The organism is Nocardioides sp. Z50_6 (assembly GCF_058215755.1).
Genome location: NZ_JBZAJB010000007.1, coordinates 49,326 through 63,823, shown reverse-complemented (window position 1 = coordinate 63,823; position 14,498 = coordinate 49,326). Strand labels below are relative to the sequence as shown.

16 protein-coding genes are annotated in these 14,498 nt (G+C 74.0%); 6 read left to right on the top strand and 10 right to left on the bottom strand.

Annotation, left to right across the window (positions count from 1 at the left end):
* Positions 1-2: 2 nt before the first annotated feature.
* On the bottom strand, positions 3-365 hold the full coding sequence (locus AC4BGE_RS15950; RefSeq protein WP_490575904.1) for a hypothetical protein: 363 nt from the start codon (positions 363-365) through the stop codon (positions 3-5).
* Positions 366-498: 133 nt separating this feature from the next.
* Between AC4BGE_RS15950 and AC4BGE_RS15945 the strand changes: the two genes are divergently transcribed.
* The 3 genes from AC4BGE_RS15945 to AC4BGE_RS15935 are packed head-to-tail and all read left to right on the top strand — an operon-like array spanning position 499 to position 3,117.
* Positions 499-1,455, top strand: a complete 957-nt coding sequence (locus tag AC4BGE_RS15945) for a YihY/virulence factor BrkB family protein (protein WP_490575903.1) — start codon at positions 499-501, stop codon at positions 1,453-1,455.
* Between the two features lie 4 nt (positions 1,456-1,459).
* Positions 1,460-2,566 carry a potassium channel family protein gene (locus AC4BGE_RS15940; protein ID WP_490571567.1) on the top strand — a complete coding sequence of 369 codons (1,107 nt, stop codon included), beginning with the start codon at positions 1,460-1,462 and terminating at the stop codon, positions 2,564-2,566.
* The gene (locus AC4BGE_RS15935) at positions 2,563-3,117 is read left to right on the top strand and encodes a bifunctional adenosylcobinamide kinase/adenosylcobinamide-phosphate guanylyltransferase (RefSeq protein WP_490575902.1); all 555 of its coding nucleotides are present in this window, start codon (positions 2,563-2,565) and stop codon (positions 3,115-3,117) included. The genes AC4BGE_RS15940 and AC4BGE_RS15935 overlap by 4 nt, the downstream gene beginning before the upstream one ends.
* Positions 3,118-3,180: 63 nt before the next feature.
* Here the strand turns inward: AC4BGE_RS15935 and AC4BGE_RS15930 are convergent, their stop codons facing one another.
* The 3 genes from AC4BGE_RS15930 to AC4BGE_RS15920 are packed head-to-tail and all read right to left on the bottom strand — an operon-like array spanning position 3,181 to position 5,583.
* Positions 3,181-3,936: an adenosylcobinamide-GDP ribazoletransferase gene (locus tag AC4BGE_RS15930; RefSeq protein WP_490575901.1), complete on the bottom strand. Its 756-nt coding sequence runs from the start codon at positions 3,934-3,936 to the stop codon at positions 3,181-3,183.
* On the bottom strand, positions 3,929-4,963 hold the full coding sequence (gene cobT, locus AC4BGE_RS15925) for a nicotinate-nucleotide--dimethylbenzimidazole phosphoribosyltransferase (protein WP_490575900.1): 1,035 nt from the start codon (positions 4,961-4,963) through the stop codon (positions 3,929-3,931). Before cobT ends, AC4BGE_RS15930 begins: the two co-directional genes overlap by 8 nt.
* Positions 4,964-4,998: 35 nt before the next feature.
* Positions 4,999-5,583: a type 1 glutamine amidotransferase domain-containing protein gene (locus tag AC4BGE_RS15920; protein ID WP_490571563.1), complete on the bottom strand. Its 585-nt coding sequence runs from the start codon at positions 5,581-5,583 to the stop codon at positions 4,999-5,001.
* Between the two features lie 313 nt (positions 5,584-5,896).
* Between AC4BGE_RS15920 and AC4BGE_RS15915 the strand changes: the two genes are divergently transcribed.
* Positions 5,897-6,490: a DoxX family protein gene (locus AC4BGE_RS15915; RefSeq protein ID WP_490571562.1), complete on the top strand. Its 594-nt coding sequence runs from the start codon at positions 5,897-5,899 to the stop codon at positions 6,488-6,490.
* On the opposite strand, the gene AC4BGE_RS15910 is transcribed toward AC4BGE_RS15915, so the two are convergent.
* Genes AC4BGE_RS15910 through AC4BGE_RS15885 form a run of 6 tightly spaced genes read right to left on the bottom strand, consistent with a single transcriptional unit; the run spans position 6,483 to position 12,504 of the window.
* Positions 6,483-7,190, bottom strand: coding sequence for an ABC transporter ATP-binding protein (locus AC4BGE_RS15910; RefSeq protein WP_490575899.1), 708 nt, complete (start codon positions 7,188-7,190; stop codon positions 6,483-6,485). The genes AC4BGE_RS15915 and AC4BGE_RS15910 overlap by 8 nt on opposite strands.
* Positions 7,184-8,089: an ATP-binding cassette domain-containing protein gene (locus AC4BGE_RS15905; RefSeq protein WP_490571560.1), complete on the bottom strand. Its 906-nt coding sequence runs from the start codon at positions 8,087-8,089 to the stop codon at positions 7,184-7,186. Before AC4BGE_RS15905 ends, AC4BGE_RS15910 begins: the two co-directional genes overlap by 7 nt.
* A 32-nt stretch (positions 8,090-8,121) precedes the next feature.
* Entirely contained in the window at positions 8,122-8,997 is an 876-nt protein-coding gene (locus tag AC4BGE_RS15900) for an ABC transporter permease (protein ID WP_490571559.1), read from the bottom strand.
* Positions 8,994-10,001 carry an ABC transporter permease gene (locus tag AC4BGE_RS15895; protein WP_490571558.1) on the bottom strand — a complete coding sequence of 336 codons (1,008 nt, stop codon included), beginning with the start codon at positions 9,999-10,001 and terminating at the stop codon, positions 8,994-8,996. The genes AC4BGE_RS15900 and AC4BGE_RS15895 overlap by 4 nt, the downstream gene beginning before the upstream one ends.
* On the bottom strand, positions 9,983-11,590 hold the full coding sequence (locus AC4BGE_RS15890; protein WP_490575898.1) for an ABC transporter substrate-binding protein: 1,608 nt from the start codon (positions 11,588-11,590) through the stop codon (positions 9,983-9,985). Before AC4BGE_RS15890 ends, AC4BGE_RS15895 begins: the two co-directional genes overlap by 19 nt.
* Positions 11,591-11,628: 38 nt before the next feature.
* On the bottom strand, positions 11,629-12,504 hold the full coding sequence (locus AC4BGE_RS15885; RefSeq protein WP_490575897.1) for a hypothetical protein: 876 nt from the start codon (positions 12,502-12,504) through the stop codon (positions 11,629-11,631).
* Positions 12,505-12,576: 72 nt separating this feature from the next.
* Here AC4BGE_RS15885 and AC4BGE_RS15880 point away from each other — a divergent pair, with 72 nt between their 5' ends.
* Both AC4BGE_RS15880 and AC4BGE_RS15875 read left to right on the top strand, forming a co-directional pair.
* Complete coding sequence (locus AC4BGE_RS15880) at positions 12,577-13,791, top strand: LssY C-terminal domain-containing protein (protein ID WP_490575896.1); 1,215 nt, start codon at positions 12,577-12,579, stop codon at positions 13,789-13,791.
* The gene (locus AC4BGE_RS15875; protein WP_490575895.1) at positions 13,788-14,441 is read left to right on the top strand and encodes a DUF998 domain-containing protein; all 654 of its coding nucleotides are present in this window, start codon (positions 13,788-13,790) and stop codon (positions 14,439-14,441) included. Before AC4BGE_RS15880 ends, AC4BGE_RS15875 begins: the two co-directional genes overlap by 4 nt.
* Positions 14,442-14,498: the final 57 nt, after the last annotated feature.

Sequence of the window (14,498 nt, the reverse complement as noted above, 5' to 3'; positions counted from 1 at the left end):
GGTCAGTCGGGGGTGCCGGCTCCGGCCTCCACCGCGCGACGCGCGCTGGGGGCGTAGCCGGGACGGGCCGCGGTCGGCGCCCCCGCCCGGGCTGCGGGCTCGTGCTCTGCCCGGGCGTGGGTGTGGGCCGGCTCCGAGTCCGGGTCCTCGCTCTCGCGGAGGTAGAGCACCACCGTGATCGAGTTGGTCCGCACCAGGTACTGGCCGTCCGCGGGGTTGTCCAGGATGACGCCGTGGCCGTCGGAGGCGACCGGGGTGCCCTCGAGCCAGACGCCTTCCACCAGCACGCGCACCGGGGTGCCCTGGTCCTGGGCCCGGTTGAGCAACGTGCCGACGGTGAAGATGGTGCTGCCCTGCGTGGCCATGGGTGCCTGTCTGGTTCGGCGGCTGATGTCCCGACAGGGTAGGACCGGCAGGGGGCCCGGTAGGGGTGTTTTCAACCAAGACGCAGCCACGTCGGTCCGGTGATGGACGGCGTCCGGTCGATACCGTGTGGCCATGCCGCCCACTCGACCGTCCAGGGGGGCGGGGACCGCCGTCCGGTGGACCGGCCTCCGCGACGTGGTGTGGCGGCTGGTGGTGACCACCTTCGGCGCGTGCATGCGCTACCGGGTCACCGGACTGGCCGCCGAGGCGGCGTTCTTCGCGATCCTCTCCGTGCCACCGCTGGTCTTCGCGCTGACCGGTGCGATCGGCTTCGTCTCCGACCAGTACCCGGCCGCGCAGGTGGAGGACGTACGGCGCGCCATCATCGAGCTCGCCTCGCAGGCGCTCACCGAGCGGGCGGTCGACGGGGTCATCGCGCCCACCATCGACCAGGTGCTGCGCCCCGGGCGCTTCGACGTGGTCTCGGTGGGCTTCGTGCTCGCCCTGTGGTCCGGCTCCCGCGCGCTCAACGTCTTCGTGGACACCATCACGATCATGCACGGGCTGGGAGGCGAGCGCGGGATCGTGCGGACCCGCGCCCTGTCGTTCGGTCTCTACCTGCTCGCGCTCCTCACCGGATCCGTCACGATCCCGCTGATCGTGCTGGGCCCCGGTCAGCTGAGGGAGTGGCTCCCGGGTGACCTGCAGTTCCTCATGGGCTTCTACTGGCCGACCGTGATCGTGGTCTGCATCTGCTTCCTGGCCACGCTCTACCACGTGTCGGTGCCGGTGCGGACGAACTGGAGCTTCAACCTGCCGGGTGCGACGTTCTCGCTGGTGAGCTGGATCGTCGGCTCCTGGGTGCTGCGCTGGATCCTGACCGTGACCGCCGCCGACTCCAAGTCGATCTTCGGTCCGCTCGCCGCGCCGATCGCGGTCCTGCTGTGGCTCTACGTGCTCGCCATCGCCGTCCTCATCGGCGCCGCGGTCAACGCCGCCTTCGACACGGTCTTCCCGCAGAGCGCCACGACGCGGGCACGCCACGAGCTCGTGCAGCGCCTCCGGGTGCGCATGGGCGTGAAAGACTGACTCGGTGAGCCAACCGTCGGCGCAGCCGGGTCCCGCAGCGAGTCGGGTCGCGCTGCCCGACCCGGAGCGCTCCCCGTGGTGGGAGCTCGGCCGCCGGATCCTGGCCGCCCTGGCCGTCCTGTTCGGTACCGTCCTCCTGGTCTACCTGGACCGCGACGGCTACCGGGACTCCCACGACGGCAAGGTCGGCCTGCTCGACGCGATCTACTACACCACGGTGACGCTGAGCACGACCGGGTACGGCGACATCAGCCCCGTGACCGACCAGGCGAGGCTGATCAACGCCCTGGTCGTCACCCCGGCACGCATCGCCTTCCTGGTGCTGCTGATCGGCACCACCCTGGAGGTCCTCGCCTCCCAGGGCCGCGAGATGTTCCGGGTCGCCCGGTGGAGGAAGAGCATGGGAGATCACGTCGTCGTCATCGGCTACGGCACCAAGGGCCGAAGCGCGGTGCACACCCTGCTGAGCAACGGCCTCGACAAGGGGTCGGTGGTGGTCGTGGACCCGAGCCCGCTGGCGCTGGCCGACGCCCACGAGGACGGGCTGGCCGTGGTGACCGGCGACGCCACCCGTCGCCAGGTGCTGCGCCAGGCCGACGTGCACGAGGCACGCCAGGTGATCATCACCACCGACCTGGACGCCTCCAACGTGCTGGCCACCCTGACGGTGCGCCAGCTCAACCCGGACGCCTTCATCGTGGTCGCGGTGCGGGAGCAGGAGAACGTGCCGCTGATGCGCCAGTCGGGCGCCGACTCGGTCATCACCTCCTCCGAGGCCGTGGGACGGCTCCTCGGCCTCTCCTCGCTGTCCCCGCTGCTGGGCTCGGTGATGGAGGACCTGCTCACCTACGGCGAGGGCCTAGAGGTGGCCGAGCGCGACCTGCTGGTCAACGAGGTCGGCCAGCAGCCCCAGCGCCTGCCCGACCAGGTCATCGCGGTGGTCCGCGACGAGAAGGTCTACCGCTACTTCGACCCCGTGGTCACCCAGCTGGCCCGCGGGGACAGGCTCGTGGTGGTCCGGCCGGCCAAGGAGCTGCCGTGGGCGCCGCGGCCCGGCACCCACGGGGAGGAGTCCGCCGACTCCGCCGCTTCCTCCGCCGAGCGGGCGTGAGCGAGCCGCAGCCGTCCTGGCGCACCGTGCTGGTCACCGGAGGGGTCCGCTCGGGCAAGTCCAGTCACGCGGAGCGTCTGGCGGCCCCCCACGAGCCGGTCGTCTACGTCGCCCCCGGCCCGGTGCCGGACGCCGAGGACGCGGACTGGCGCGCCAGGATCGAGGCCCATCGCGAACGCCGCCCCGGCACCTGGCGCACCGTGGAGGGGCACGACGTGCCGGCCGCGCTCGCGGCCGCCGGATCGGCGACCGTCCTCCTCGACTGCCTGGGCACCTGGCTCACCGCCGTCGTCGACTCCGCGGCGGCCTGGGACGAGCCGGACGAGGTCCTGCGTGCGCTGGTGACCGGGGCCCTCGAGCCGGTCCTCACCGCGATCCGGGACCACCCGGGCCGGGTGGTGGTGGTGACCAACGAGGTCGGGCTCGGGGTGGTGCCGGAGCACCGCTCGGGGCGGGTCTTCCGCGACCTGCTGGGCACGGCCAACCAGCGAGTGGCGGAGGTCTGCGACCAGGTGCACCTGGTGGTCGCGGGACGGGTGCTGGTGCTCTGAGCCGGTGCCGGTGCCGGTGCCGGTGCCGGTGCTGCTGACGGCCGGCGGGCTCGCAGGGACCGGCTAGACCAGCGCGACCAGCAGCGCCGCGAACGCGAGCTCGACCGCGGCGCCGTAGACGTCCCCGGTGACGCCGCCGAGCCGTCGGGTGGCCCGGCGGACCAGCACCAGCACCACCGTCGCCGCGATCGCCAGGGCCAGGGGAGCCCGCCACCAGTCCACGCCGGACCAGGCGACGACGGCGGTGGTGGCCGCCAGCAGCCCACCCCACACGACGAGGGCCCCGGCCACCGGGACCACGCCGGCCAGGGGGTTCCCGAGACCGTCGGAGCGGGCGGCCGGGACGCCGCGCAGGCAGGTCAGGGCCAGCGCGCCGCGCGAGACGCAGACCAGGACCGCGGCGACCAGGGCGCCGCGCGGGTGGACCAGGAGCGTGGAGAGGGCCGCGACCTGGACGCCCGCGACCAGCACCGTGGCCAGGACTCCGGCAGGACCCGACGTGCCGGACCTCATCACCGCCAGCGCCCGTTCGCGCTCGTAGGAGGCGGTGAGGCCGTCGACGGTGTCGGAGAGCCCGTCCCAGTGCAGGATCCGGGTGCCGAGGGCGAGCGAGGCCACGACGAGCAGTGCCACCACGGTGCTGGGGGTCCCGGCCAGGTGCCCGAGCGACGCCACGAGGAGGGCGAGGCCCGCGAGCGGCAGCACTGCGACGGGGGCGAGGAGCACCGCGGTGCGGGCGCTCGCCCGGTCCACCGTCCGTGGCGGCGGGACGGGCAGGACGGTCAGGGTGCCGACCGCGAGGAGCCAGCCGTCACGCATCGGGGGCGAGGTCGGCGAGCAGCGCCACGTCGCGCAGCAGCGCCACCGCGCTGCGCAGCACGGGCACCGCCGTCACCGCGCCGCTGCCCTCGCCCAGGCGCATGCCCAGGTCGAGCAGGGGGTCGAGTCCCATCTTGGCCAGCGCGAGCTGCTGGGCGGGCTCGGTCGACCGGTGGCCGGCCTGGAACCAGGTGGCCGCGCCCGGCGCCATCGCCTCCGCGACCAGGGCACACGCCACGGACATGAGGCCGTCGAGCAGGACCGGGATCCCGAGCTCGGCGGCGGTGACGAGGTAGCCCGTGGTGGCCGCCAGGTCGGCGCTGCCCAGGGCGGTGAGGATCTCCACCGGGTCCTGGACGCGGCCGCCGGCCCGCTCCAGGGCTTGGGCGATCACCCGCTCCTTGTGGGCCAGGGCGTCGTCGTCGAGCCCCGTGCCGCGCCCGGTGACCTCGGAGGCCGGGACGCCGAGGACGGCGGCGACCATGGCCGCGGCGGGGGTGGTGTTGCCGATCCCCATGTCTCCGCTGAGCAGGAGCTGCGCGCCGGCGCCCACCTCCTCCATGGCGACCGAGCGGCCGAGGGCGAGCGCGCGCTGGGTCTCGTAGGAGGAGAGTGCGTCCTCGAGGTGGAGGGCTCCGCTGCCGCGCCGGATCTTGCGCGCGGTGACCTCGGCGGGCACGCCCTCGAGGTCGTCGTCGACCGCCACGTCCAGCACCCGGATGTCGACCCCGTGGGCGCGGCCCAGGGCGTTCACCCCCGCCTTGCCGGCGAGGAAGGTGCGGACCATGGCCGCGGTGATCTCGGGGCCGAACGCGGAGACGCCGTGGTGGGCGACGCCGTGGTCGCCGGCGAAGATCACCAGGCGGACCCGCTCCAGCGGCGGCGGCGGCACCGAGCCCTGGGTGGCGGAGAACCAGCAGGCCAGGTCCCCGAGGCGCCCCAGCGCCCCGGGGGGCGTGGCCAGGGCGGCCAGGCGGTCGGCGGCCTGCTGGCGGACGGACGGATCGGGCGGGGGGAGGGGAAGCACGGGCCAAGCGTAGGTCCTCGTGCCTTCCCTCTTCCTCAGGCGGTGGGTGCCGCGGAGTCCACCCCGTGCTGGAGGGCCTCCAGCAGGGCGCTGATGAAGGCGGGGATGTCGTCGGGGTTCCGGCTGGTGATCAGGTTGCCGTCGACCACGTTCTTCTCATCCACCCACTGGCCGCCCGCGTTGCGGATGTCGGTCTGCAGGCTGGGCCACGAGGTGAGGGTGCGGCCCTTGAGGACGTCCGCCTCCACCAGCGTCCAGGGGGCGTGGCAGATGGCGGCGACGGGCTTGCCGGAGGCCACGAACGCCTTGATGAAGGCGACCGCCTGCTCGTCCATCCGCAGCGCGTCGGGGTTGGCCACCCCGCCGGGCAGCACCAGGGCGTCGTAGGCGTCCACGTCGGCGTCGCCGACGACCTCGTCCACGGGACGGGTCTCGGCCTTGTCGAGGTGGTCGAAGGTCTGCACCTCGCCACTCTCGGTGGAGATCAGCACGGCCGTGTGGCCGGCGTCCTTGACCGCGTCCCAGGGCTCGACCAGCTCGACCCGCTCGATGCCCTCGGTCGCCGTCAGGAAGGCGACGCGCTTGTGGTTCTTGCCGTTCTCGTCCAGGAGCTCGGACACGAGTGTTCCTTTCCTCGGGAGGTGCGTGCGGCCCCGGACGGTGACCGGGGCCTCGGGTTCCGTACCCGGAGGTCCGGGGCCCATGCCCTCACCTCGCGCCCGACCCCCGTCCGACCCCCGTCCGACCAGGCGTCCGTCCCGGGACCGGGGCCCAGGCCAGGCTGTCCTGCGTGACGCGACAGACACCAGGACACGGCCCCGAACTGCTGACGTGGAGCCTGCGCAGGAGCAGGGTGGGGAGTGAAAGAAAGTGCTCCGGTGGAGGACACAGGGTCCTTCGACACGCCGGCCGCACACCGCCCGGAGGCACGTCATGAACGTCAGCCACAGCATTCGAGAGGCCCACACCCACCACGCCTTCAGCGAGATCGTCGCCCACATGATCGGCCACGACGACGCGGACCAGGCCCACGCCCGCCGCCACCCGGTCGGCGTCGCGGTCACCGCAGGACTCCTCCGGCTCTCCCTGGGCTGGGTCTTCCTCTGGGCCTTCCTGGACAAGTTGATCGGTCTCGGCTTCGCCACCCCCGCCGAGCGGGCCTGGCTCGAAGGCGGCAGCCCGACGACCGGCTTCCTGAGCGGCACCGAAGGCCCCTTCGCCGGCTTCTTCAACTCGATGGCCGGTCACGCCTGGGCCGACTGGCTCTTCATGGCGGGCCTGCTCGGCATCGGTCTGTCCCTGATGCTCGGGGTCTTCACCCGCCTGGCCGCGGCCTCCGGCTCCGTGATGATGGTGCTGATGTGGGCGGCGGCGCTGCCCCTGGACAACAACCCGTTCATGGACGACCACCTGGTCTACGCCGGCGTCCTGGTGCTCCTGGCCCTGATGGGCGCGGGACGCTACCTCGGCCTCGGTGCCGCCTGGGAGCGCCTGCCGATGGTGAGGAAGTACGCCTTCCTCAGGTGATTCGGTGCAGGGAGGTGGCGGTCGGCTTCTGGGAGCCGGCCGCTGCTGCGTCTCCGGCTGCGTCTCGGGCTGCCTGGTCGGCTCCGGCGAGGGCGACGACGCGATCGGCGACCCGGTCCAGCAGGGGCTGGTCGTGCGAGATCGCCAGCACTCCGAGCCGACGCTCACGGACCTGGGCGAGCAGGTGCTGCCACAGCAGCGCCTGGGTCAGCGGGTCCAGGCTGGAGGAGATCTCGTCCGCGAGCACGTACGCCGGCTCCGTGAGCAGCGCCCGGGCCAGGTTGACCCGCTGGAGCTCCCCGCCGCTGATCTCGTGCGGACGCCGGTCCAGCCAGTGCGCCTCCACCAGCGTGCCCGCCGGCCCGTCGGGAGCGCAGGCGAGGAGGTCACCGTCGGGGCGGGCCTCCCGGAGCACGTCCCGGACCCGCCACCGGGGGTTCATCGCCCGCTCGGGGTGCTGGAGCACCAGCTGGACCGGCCGCGGCCGGCCCCGGGGTGGTGTCGTGGCCCCGTCCACGCGCACCACGCCGCGCTCCGCGCTGCGGTGCTGGGCCAGCAGCGAGGCGAGCGTGGACTTGCCGGTGCCCGACGCACCCCACAGGCCCACGACCTCACCCGGGGCGACGTGCAGGCTCACGCCGGCCAGCACCCAGGCGTCGCGCCGGCGGTGACGGAACCACAGGTCCTCGCCCCTCAGCACGACGCCACCTCGGGTGCCACCACGAAGTCGTTCTGCGGCAGGGCCTGCCACAGCGCCCGGCTGTACGGGTGCACGAGGTGCCCGCCGTCGTCGCAGAACGCCGAGGCCGGGGCGTGCTCGACGGTCTGGCCACGACGGGCCACCACCACCCGGTCGGCGACCCGGAGCGCCGGCCCGAGCTCGTGGGTGATCAGCAGGACGCCGCTGCCGGCCCGTGCGATCCGGCGCAGCCGGTCCAGCACCGCGGCGACGCTCTCGGGCCCCAGCCCCGGGGTGGGCTCGTCGGCGATCACCAGCGCCGGGTCTCCCATCAGCGCCAGCGCGGTGAGCACGCGGCGACCCATGCCGCCGGAGAGCTGGTGGGGGTAGAGGTCCAGGACGCTGTCGGCCAGACCCTGCTCACGCACCGCCTCGCGCGCCAGCACGCGAGCCTCGCGGCGGCTCGCACCGACCAGCCGGGCGCTCCGCCGGGCCTGCGCACCCACCGTCGCCGTGGGGTCCAGGTGGGTCAGCGACTGGGGGAGCAGGGCGGTGTGGCGGCCGGCCAGCCGGCGCCGGGCCCGGAGGTCGACGTCGTCGCCGCGCCAGCTGATGCGTCCCTGCTCGTGGGCGTTGGGGGGCAGCTGACCCAGGACGGCATGGCCGAGCAGGCTCTTGCCCGCGCCACTGGCACCCACCAGCGCCACGACCTCCCCCTCGCGCACGGTCAGGGACATCCCGTCCACGGCGGTGACGACGCGGCGCCGCAGCCCTCGCTCGTACTGCTGGAACCGGATCACCAGGTCCTCGACCTCCAGCAGCGGGGCCCGGGTGGGTTCCTCGCCGGGTCCGGGACGGGGTGAGGGGTCGGGGGCCGTGTCGTGGGCAGGCAGGCGCTCGGCGGTCGCAGGGACGCTCACGGGGACGCTCACGGGGACGCTCACAGGGACGCTCACAGGTGTGCACTCCTCGGGTCGAGCAGCAGGCGCAGGTCCTCGCCGATCCGGTCGACCAGCTTGACCACCAGCAGCAGTCCCACGCCGGGCAGGAGCGCCAGCCACCAGTGGCCCGCCGACAGCGAGCGCATCGACTCGGCGAGCAGCACGCCGACCGCGGGCAGACCCGGATCCACGCCCAGGCCCAGGAAGGAGAGGGCGGCCTCGTGCAGGATCGCGTGCGGGAACATCAGGACCACCCCGACGCTGAGGTGCGGCACCAGGTGCGGCGCGACGTGCCGGCGGGCGACGTGCCAGGGGCCGTGGCCCAGGGCCCGGGAGGCGGCCACGAAGTCCCCGGTCACCGTCTCCCGGCCGACCGACATCAGCACCCGGGTGAGCCGCGGCCAGTGGGTCAGCCCCACGGCCAGCACCACCGCCTCCGTCCCGCCGCCGAGCGCGAAGGCGAGCAGGATCAGCAGCACCAGGTGCGGGAGCGCCAGGAACAGGTCGACCAGCCAGGTGACCGCGGCGGCGGCGTACCGGCCGCCGGCCGTGGCGAGCAGGGTGAGCGCCAGGGCGATCACGCCCGAGAGGGCGGCGGCGAGCGTCCCGACCAGCAGGCTCAGCCGCAGCCCGACCAGGGTCCGCAGCAGCAGGTCCCGACCGTGCCGGTCGGTGCCGAAGAGGTGGTCCAGCGAGGGGCCCTGGTTGCGCTCGGACAGGTCGGTGAGCTGGGCGGGTCCCGCGGCCAGGGTGCCGGCCACGACCACCGCGACCACGACGAGCAGCGCGACCCCGAGGCTGACCAGGGTGCGGGTGCGTCGGTCGCCCCAGCGCGGGGCCCGTGCGCTGGCGGTCCCGAGGAGTCCGGAGGCGTCGCCGGCCGTCATGCCCACGCCTGCCTCGTGCGGGGGACGGCGGCCCGGTGGGCGAGGTCGCCGAGCGCGTTGCCGGCGAAGACCAGCACCGCGGTGAACAGGGCGATGCCCAGGAGCAGAGGCACGTCCTGGCGCAGCGCCGCCGTGGTCGTCGCCTCACCCAGCCCGGGGTAGGTGAAGACCTGCTCGGCCAGCACGGAGCCGCCGAAGAGCTCACCGACGGAGGCGAACTGCAGCATCAGCGCCGGACCGGCCGCGTTGCGTGCGACCCGGTGCAGGACCAGGCCGGGCAGCCGCTCGCCCTGGGCCCGGGCGAACGCGACGTGGTCGCTGGCGAGGACCTCGATCGTGGCCTGCCGGGTGTGCAGCAGGACCGGGGAGATCCCGACCACGCTGAGCGTGAGCGCGGGCAGCAGCAGGTGGTGCAGCTGGTCGGCCAGGGACGCCTCGCCCGGGAGGGTGCCGATCGGGGCGGCGCAGCAGACCGGCGTCCACTGCAGCGAGACGGAGAAGACGTAGAGCAGGAGCAGCCCGATCCAGAACGTCGGAGCCGAGGCCAGCGTGTAGGCCCACCAGGTGAGCACCCGGTCGGGCAGCCGTCCGCGGAGCGCGCCGGCGGCCAGGCCGAGGGTGAAGCCGAGGACGCCCGAGAACAACCAGGCCAGCGCCATCAGCGAGAGGCTGGCGGCGAAGCGCTCGCCGATCACCGTGGTGACCGGCTCGCCGAAGACCTGGGAGGTGCCCAGGTCGCCGGTGAGCACGTTGCCGGCCCAGGCGGTGAACCGCTCCACCGGCGGGTCGTCCAAGCCCCAGCGCTCGGCGATCTGCGCGCGCTGCTCGGCGCCGACCGCGGCGCTGTCGGCGCCGACGTACGCCTCGACGGGGTCGACCGGGGAGCCGGCCATCAGGGCGAAGCACCCGACCGCCACCGCGGCCATCAGGCTGGCGAGCCGCAGGGCACGTCCGGCCAGCCTGCGGGCCCTCGTGGGCGAGAGGCTCAGCACCCCCACCGCCATCCGGTGATGCCGGCGGTCAGCGGCCAGCCGTGTCCGTGGGGCTCGACGTGCGCCGGTCCGAGGTCGAGGCACTCGTCGACGAAGTAGGTGTGCTCCAGGTTGACCAGCCAGGCCCAGGCGGCGTCCGCGCCGGCGGTGAAGCCGGCGCCGTCGTCGTCCAGCTGCGCGGCGCGCCAGTGCCGGTTGGCCTCCTCGGGGTCGGTGGCGGCCAGCGCCGCGTCGAGGTGCCGGTCGACCGCCGCGTTCTCGTAGTAGCCGGGGTTGAAGGACTCGGTCCCCGCCATCGAGGAGTGGTAGAGGTTGTACATCTCGGTCGGGTCGTGGCTGCCCCAGCCGAAGAGCACGGCGTCGGTGTGCATCCGCTGGTAGATCTCGTCCCAGCTCACGCCCTCGGGCCGGATCTCGATGCCCGCGCGGGCCACCATGTCCACCACGTTCAGTGCCAGCCCCTGGCGCAGCGAGTCGCCGGCCGGGTAGAGCAGGGAGAAGGAGGCCCGGGTGCCGTCCTTCTCCCGCACCCCGTCGCCGTCGTCGTCGGTCCAGCCGGCCCGCTCGAGCTCCGCTGCCGCGGCGTCGACGTCGTCGTCGATGCTCGAGGCCGGCTCGTGCCACGGCGCCCCGTCGACGGGGCCGGTCGCGGGCGAGCCGTAGCCCTCCAGGACGCCCTCGACCAGGGCCTCCCGGTCGACGGCGAGGTTGACGGCGCGCCGGACCGCGCGGTCGGCGGTCACGTCGTTGCCCACCGGCTCGCCGGCCGGACTGCGCCGGCCCTCGACCGGGACGGTGGGGAAGGCGATGCCGCGGTTGTCCAGGGAGGTGACTGCCTGCACCCTCATGCCGGCGATCTCCTGGGTGGCCAGGGCCGAGGGCACCGCGGCGACGTCCACCTGACCGGCGCGCGCGGCGGCGAGGCTGGCGTCCTCGTCGGTGAAGACGAAGACCAGCCGCTCGAACGCCGGCTTCTCGCCGTAGTAGTCCTCGTTGCGCTCGACGACCAGCTGCTGCCCCTGCTGCCAGTCGACGAGGGAGAAGGGGCCGGAGCCGACGGGGTCCTGGGCGTAGCCGGCGTCGTGGGCGTGCTCGGGCACGATGCCGAGACTGATCAGCCGGTTGACGAAGGTGCTGTTGGGCTCGCGGAGCCGGAGCTCCACGGTGTCCGCGTCGACCGCCACCGCCTCGTCGAGCGCGGTGACGTCGGTCAGGCCGCCCTGCTCGGCGGCGGTGTTGAAGGTGTAGGCCACGTCGTCGGCCGTCACCGGCTCACCGTCGGTGAAGACCGCGTCGGGGCGGAGGTCGACGGTCCAGGTGAGCCCGTCGTCGCTGACCTCGTACGCCGTGGCCAGATCGAGTCCGACCCCCAGGTCGGGCTCGCGGGTCAGCAGCGTGGACTGGAAGAGCGGAGCACCGTAGCGCCCCCAGCCCAGCGTGGGGTCGAAGCCCTCCTCGGACTCGCCGCCGATCGCCAGCCGCAGCTCGGTCGGGGGTCCCTCGGCGGAGGTCGTCTCGTTGCTGCCGCAGCCGACCAGGGCCGAGGAGGCGAGGACCGTCAGGAGAATGGCGCGGTGACGGGTGGTGCCGGTGCGACGCATGGAAGGGCCCCTTGTTGCGAACGGTTTGCAACAGCACCCTACGTCACCGTCCGGTCCACCTCCGCAGGAGTCTCCACCTCGCCGTGCCGGGCGAGGCTGACGGCCCCGGCGACGGACAGCACGAACCCGGCCGCGGCCACCGGACCCCAACCCGCCCTGGTCTGGTCGCCGAGCAGCAGGAGCCCGACCAGGGCGGGCGCCACGGTCTCACCGACCACCAGCGGGGCGGTCGCCCGGGTGACGCTCCCGCGCTGCAGGGCGATCGAGTAGGTGAGCATCGCGACGGCGCCCGCGACCACCAGGCCGTACGTCGCGGGGCTGCGGAGGAGCGGCCCCGTCTCCTCGAGGAGGTGGCCGGGGGAGAGGTCGCCCGGAAGGACCCGGGAGGCCACCGCGGTCACCCCGTAGGACAGGCCCGCGACGGCCCCCAGGGCGGTGGCGCCCCTCGGGCCGCTCAGCCTGCCCAGCGGGACGGCGAGGACTCCGAGCGCGACGGCGGCCACCAGCACCCCCCACTGCTCGCTCCGGGTCACGTCCACGGTCCGGTCCTCGGTCGCCGACGCGCCGACCAGCACCAGCCCCGTCACGACCACCGCCAGGCCGAGCCGGTCCGCCCGGCGCAGCGGCATCCGCAGGAAGACCGCGCCCAGCACCGCGGTGACGGCGAGGAAGCTGGCCACCACGGACTGCACCACGAAGAGCGGCAGGCTCCGCACCGCCACCAGGCTGAGCAGGAACCCGAGCCCGTCCAGGCCGACGCCGAGGAGATACCTCCAGGAGCGCAGCAGCCGGACCAGCAGCCGGGGGTCGAGCCCCTCGACCCGGTCGGTGCTGCGGCTGGCCAGGGCTTGCAGGACCGAGGCCACGCCGTAGCAGAGGGCGGCCCCGGCGGCAGCGACCAAGCCCTCGAGCACGCTGAGCAGCCTAGTCCTGCGGGGTGCCCGAGGACCCTGGCCGGGCAGGTGTCCTTCATGCACACTGACCGGATGCGGGGCATCCGCGCGGGCGCCCGGGTCCGCTTCTCCAGCTCCGTCCTGGACGGCTGGTTCTTCGCGTTCTCCGCGGTCGCCGGGGTCTGGTTCTCCTACGTGCTGCTGCGCGACGGCCTGCGCCCCGGCTGGCCCCCGCTGCTGCTGGTGGCGTTCTGGGGCTTCTCGGCCTACCTGGTGCTGCCGAGGCTGCACCGGATCCTCACCTCGATCTACCTGCCCGGCTACTTCGTCGGCCGGACCCGGACCAGCGACGGCCTGCTCGGCGACCCGGTCAACCTCGCGCTGCTCGGCCGGGAGGCCCAGGTCCACGCCGCGATGGCGGACGCCGGGTGGATCCGGGCCGACCCGGTCGACCTGCGCTCCTCGATGGCGATCGTCGCCGGGGTGGTGCAGGGACGCAGCTACCCCAGCGCCCCGGTCAGCCCGCTGCGGCTCTTCGACCGGCAGCAGGACTTCGCCTACGAGCAGCAGGTCGCGGGCACCCCGACGAGGCGGCACCACGTCCGGTTCTGGCGCTGTCCCGACGGGTGGGTCCTGCCGGGCGGGTTCCGCGTCGACTGGCTGGCGGCGGCGACCTACGACCGCCGGGTGGGGCTCTCGTTCTTCACCGGCCAGCTCACCCACCGGATCGAGCCGGAGGTCGACGTGGAGCGCGACTTCGTGGTCGCCACGGTCAGCCACGCGCACCCCGAGGTCGCCCGCTCGGTGATCAAGAACTTCTCCTCCGGCTACCACCATCGCAACGGGGGCGGTGACCGGATCGTCACCGACGGCGACCTGCCGATCCTCGACCTGCGGGGGATGCCCGCCGGTCCCGACCCTGCGCCGGCCCCACCGGTACGGCGCATCCCGTCCCCGGTCGCCGTCGGCGCCGGGGTAGCGGTGGGCCGCGCGGTCGCCTACCTCGGGTCCGTGGTGACCGGCCGGGAGGACGACCCTGTGCTGGTCTCCGCCCTGCTCGCGGCCTCGGTCGTCGACGTGGTGCTGGCGGTCGGGGTCGTGCGCGGCCTGAACTGGGCCCGCCTGCTGCTGATGACCGCCTGCTCCGTCACCGCTGCCGACGCCATGGTCACGTCCCTGGTCGGCGGTCGGTGGCCGGTCGAACTGCTCGCGCTGCTCGCCCCGGGGGGCAGCATCCTGGTGATCCTCGCGCTGTCCAGCGGAACGGCGCGCGCCTATGCCGGGGTTCCCGACCGGAGCGGCGGGTGAGCCCGGACCGGTCGCGCGACCGGCTGCCGGTGTTCGCCGGCGTGGTCGCCGCGCTCCTCTACTCGAGCTTCGCCTTCGACTGGGTGCTGCGGGGGTTCGAGGGGTTCGAGCACGTGGTCAGCGAGCTGGCAGCCCCGGGGGAGCCGAACGCCGGCCTGGTCCGCCTTGCCGACCTGGTCTGCGCCGCGCTGGTGCTGATCCTCCTGCCGCGGGTCCGGGCCGCCCTGCCGGCGCGCTGGTGGCGTACCGGGGTCGTGAGCGGCACCGCCGTCTTCGCCGTGGGGGCGGCGGCGGCTGCGGTGGTGACCGCTCCGTGCGGTCCGGGGTTGATCTGCGAGGCGGTCGAGCAGCGGCGTCAGGCCGAGTGGCACAACGCGATCACGGTGGTCTCGGACCTCGGCCTGTTCGCGGGAGTGCTCGCCGCCTGGGCGGGGAGCCGGGGAGACGGTCCCGGATGGCTGAACCGGGCGGCCTGCTGGATCCTCTGGATCCCCGGGGTCGCCGCCAGCCTGCTCTTCGGGTGGCTGCTCGCCGCGGACGGGCCCGCCTGGGCGATCGGCACGACCCAGCGGGTGCACATCGTCGGGATCAGCCTCTGGGTCCTGTGCCTGGGTCTTCTGGCCGGGGGACGCCCGGCCGTCCGCGAGTAACGTGGCAGACATCACACTCTGAGGGGAGACCGCGATGAGCCACCCTCGCCCACCGCA

Bases quoted from the DNA above. Each gene is read 5' to 3' on its own strand.
- AC4BGE_RS15915 (WP_490571562.1), top strand. From the start codon at position 5,897: ATGAACGTCAGCCACAGCATTCGAGAGGCCCACACCCACCACGCCTTC.
- AC4BGE_RS15930 (WP_490575901.1), bottom strand. From the start codon at position 3,936: ATGCGTGACGGCTGGCTCCTCGCGGTCGGCACCCTGACCGTCCTGCCC.
- AC4BGE_RS15890 (WP_490575898.1), bottom strand. From the start codon at position 11,590: ATGCGTCGCACCGGCACCACCCGTCACCGCGCCATTCTCCTGACGGTC.
- AC4BGE_RS15895 (WP_490571558.1), bottom strand. From the start codon at position 10,001: ATGGCGGTGGGGGTGCTGAGCCTCTCGCCCACGAGGGCCCGCAGGCTG.
- AC4BGE_RS15945 (WP_490575903.1), top strand. From the start codon at position 499: ATGCCGCCCACTCGACCGTCCAGGGGGGCGGGGACCGCCGTCCGGTGG.
- AC4BGE_RS15950 (WP_490575904.1), bottom strand. From the start codon at position 365: ATGGCCACGCAGGGCAGCACCATCTTCACCGTCGGCACGTTGCTCAAC.
- AC4BGE_RS15880 (WP_490575896.1), top strand. From the start codon at position 12,577: ATGCGGGGCATCCGCGCGGGCGCCCGGGTCCGCTTCTCCAGCTCCGTC.
- AC4BGE_RS15900 (WP_490571559.1), bottom strand. From the start codon at position 8,997: ATGACGGCCGGCGACGCCTCCGGACTCCTCGGGACCGCCAGCGCACGG.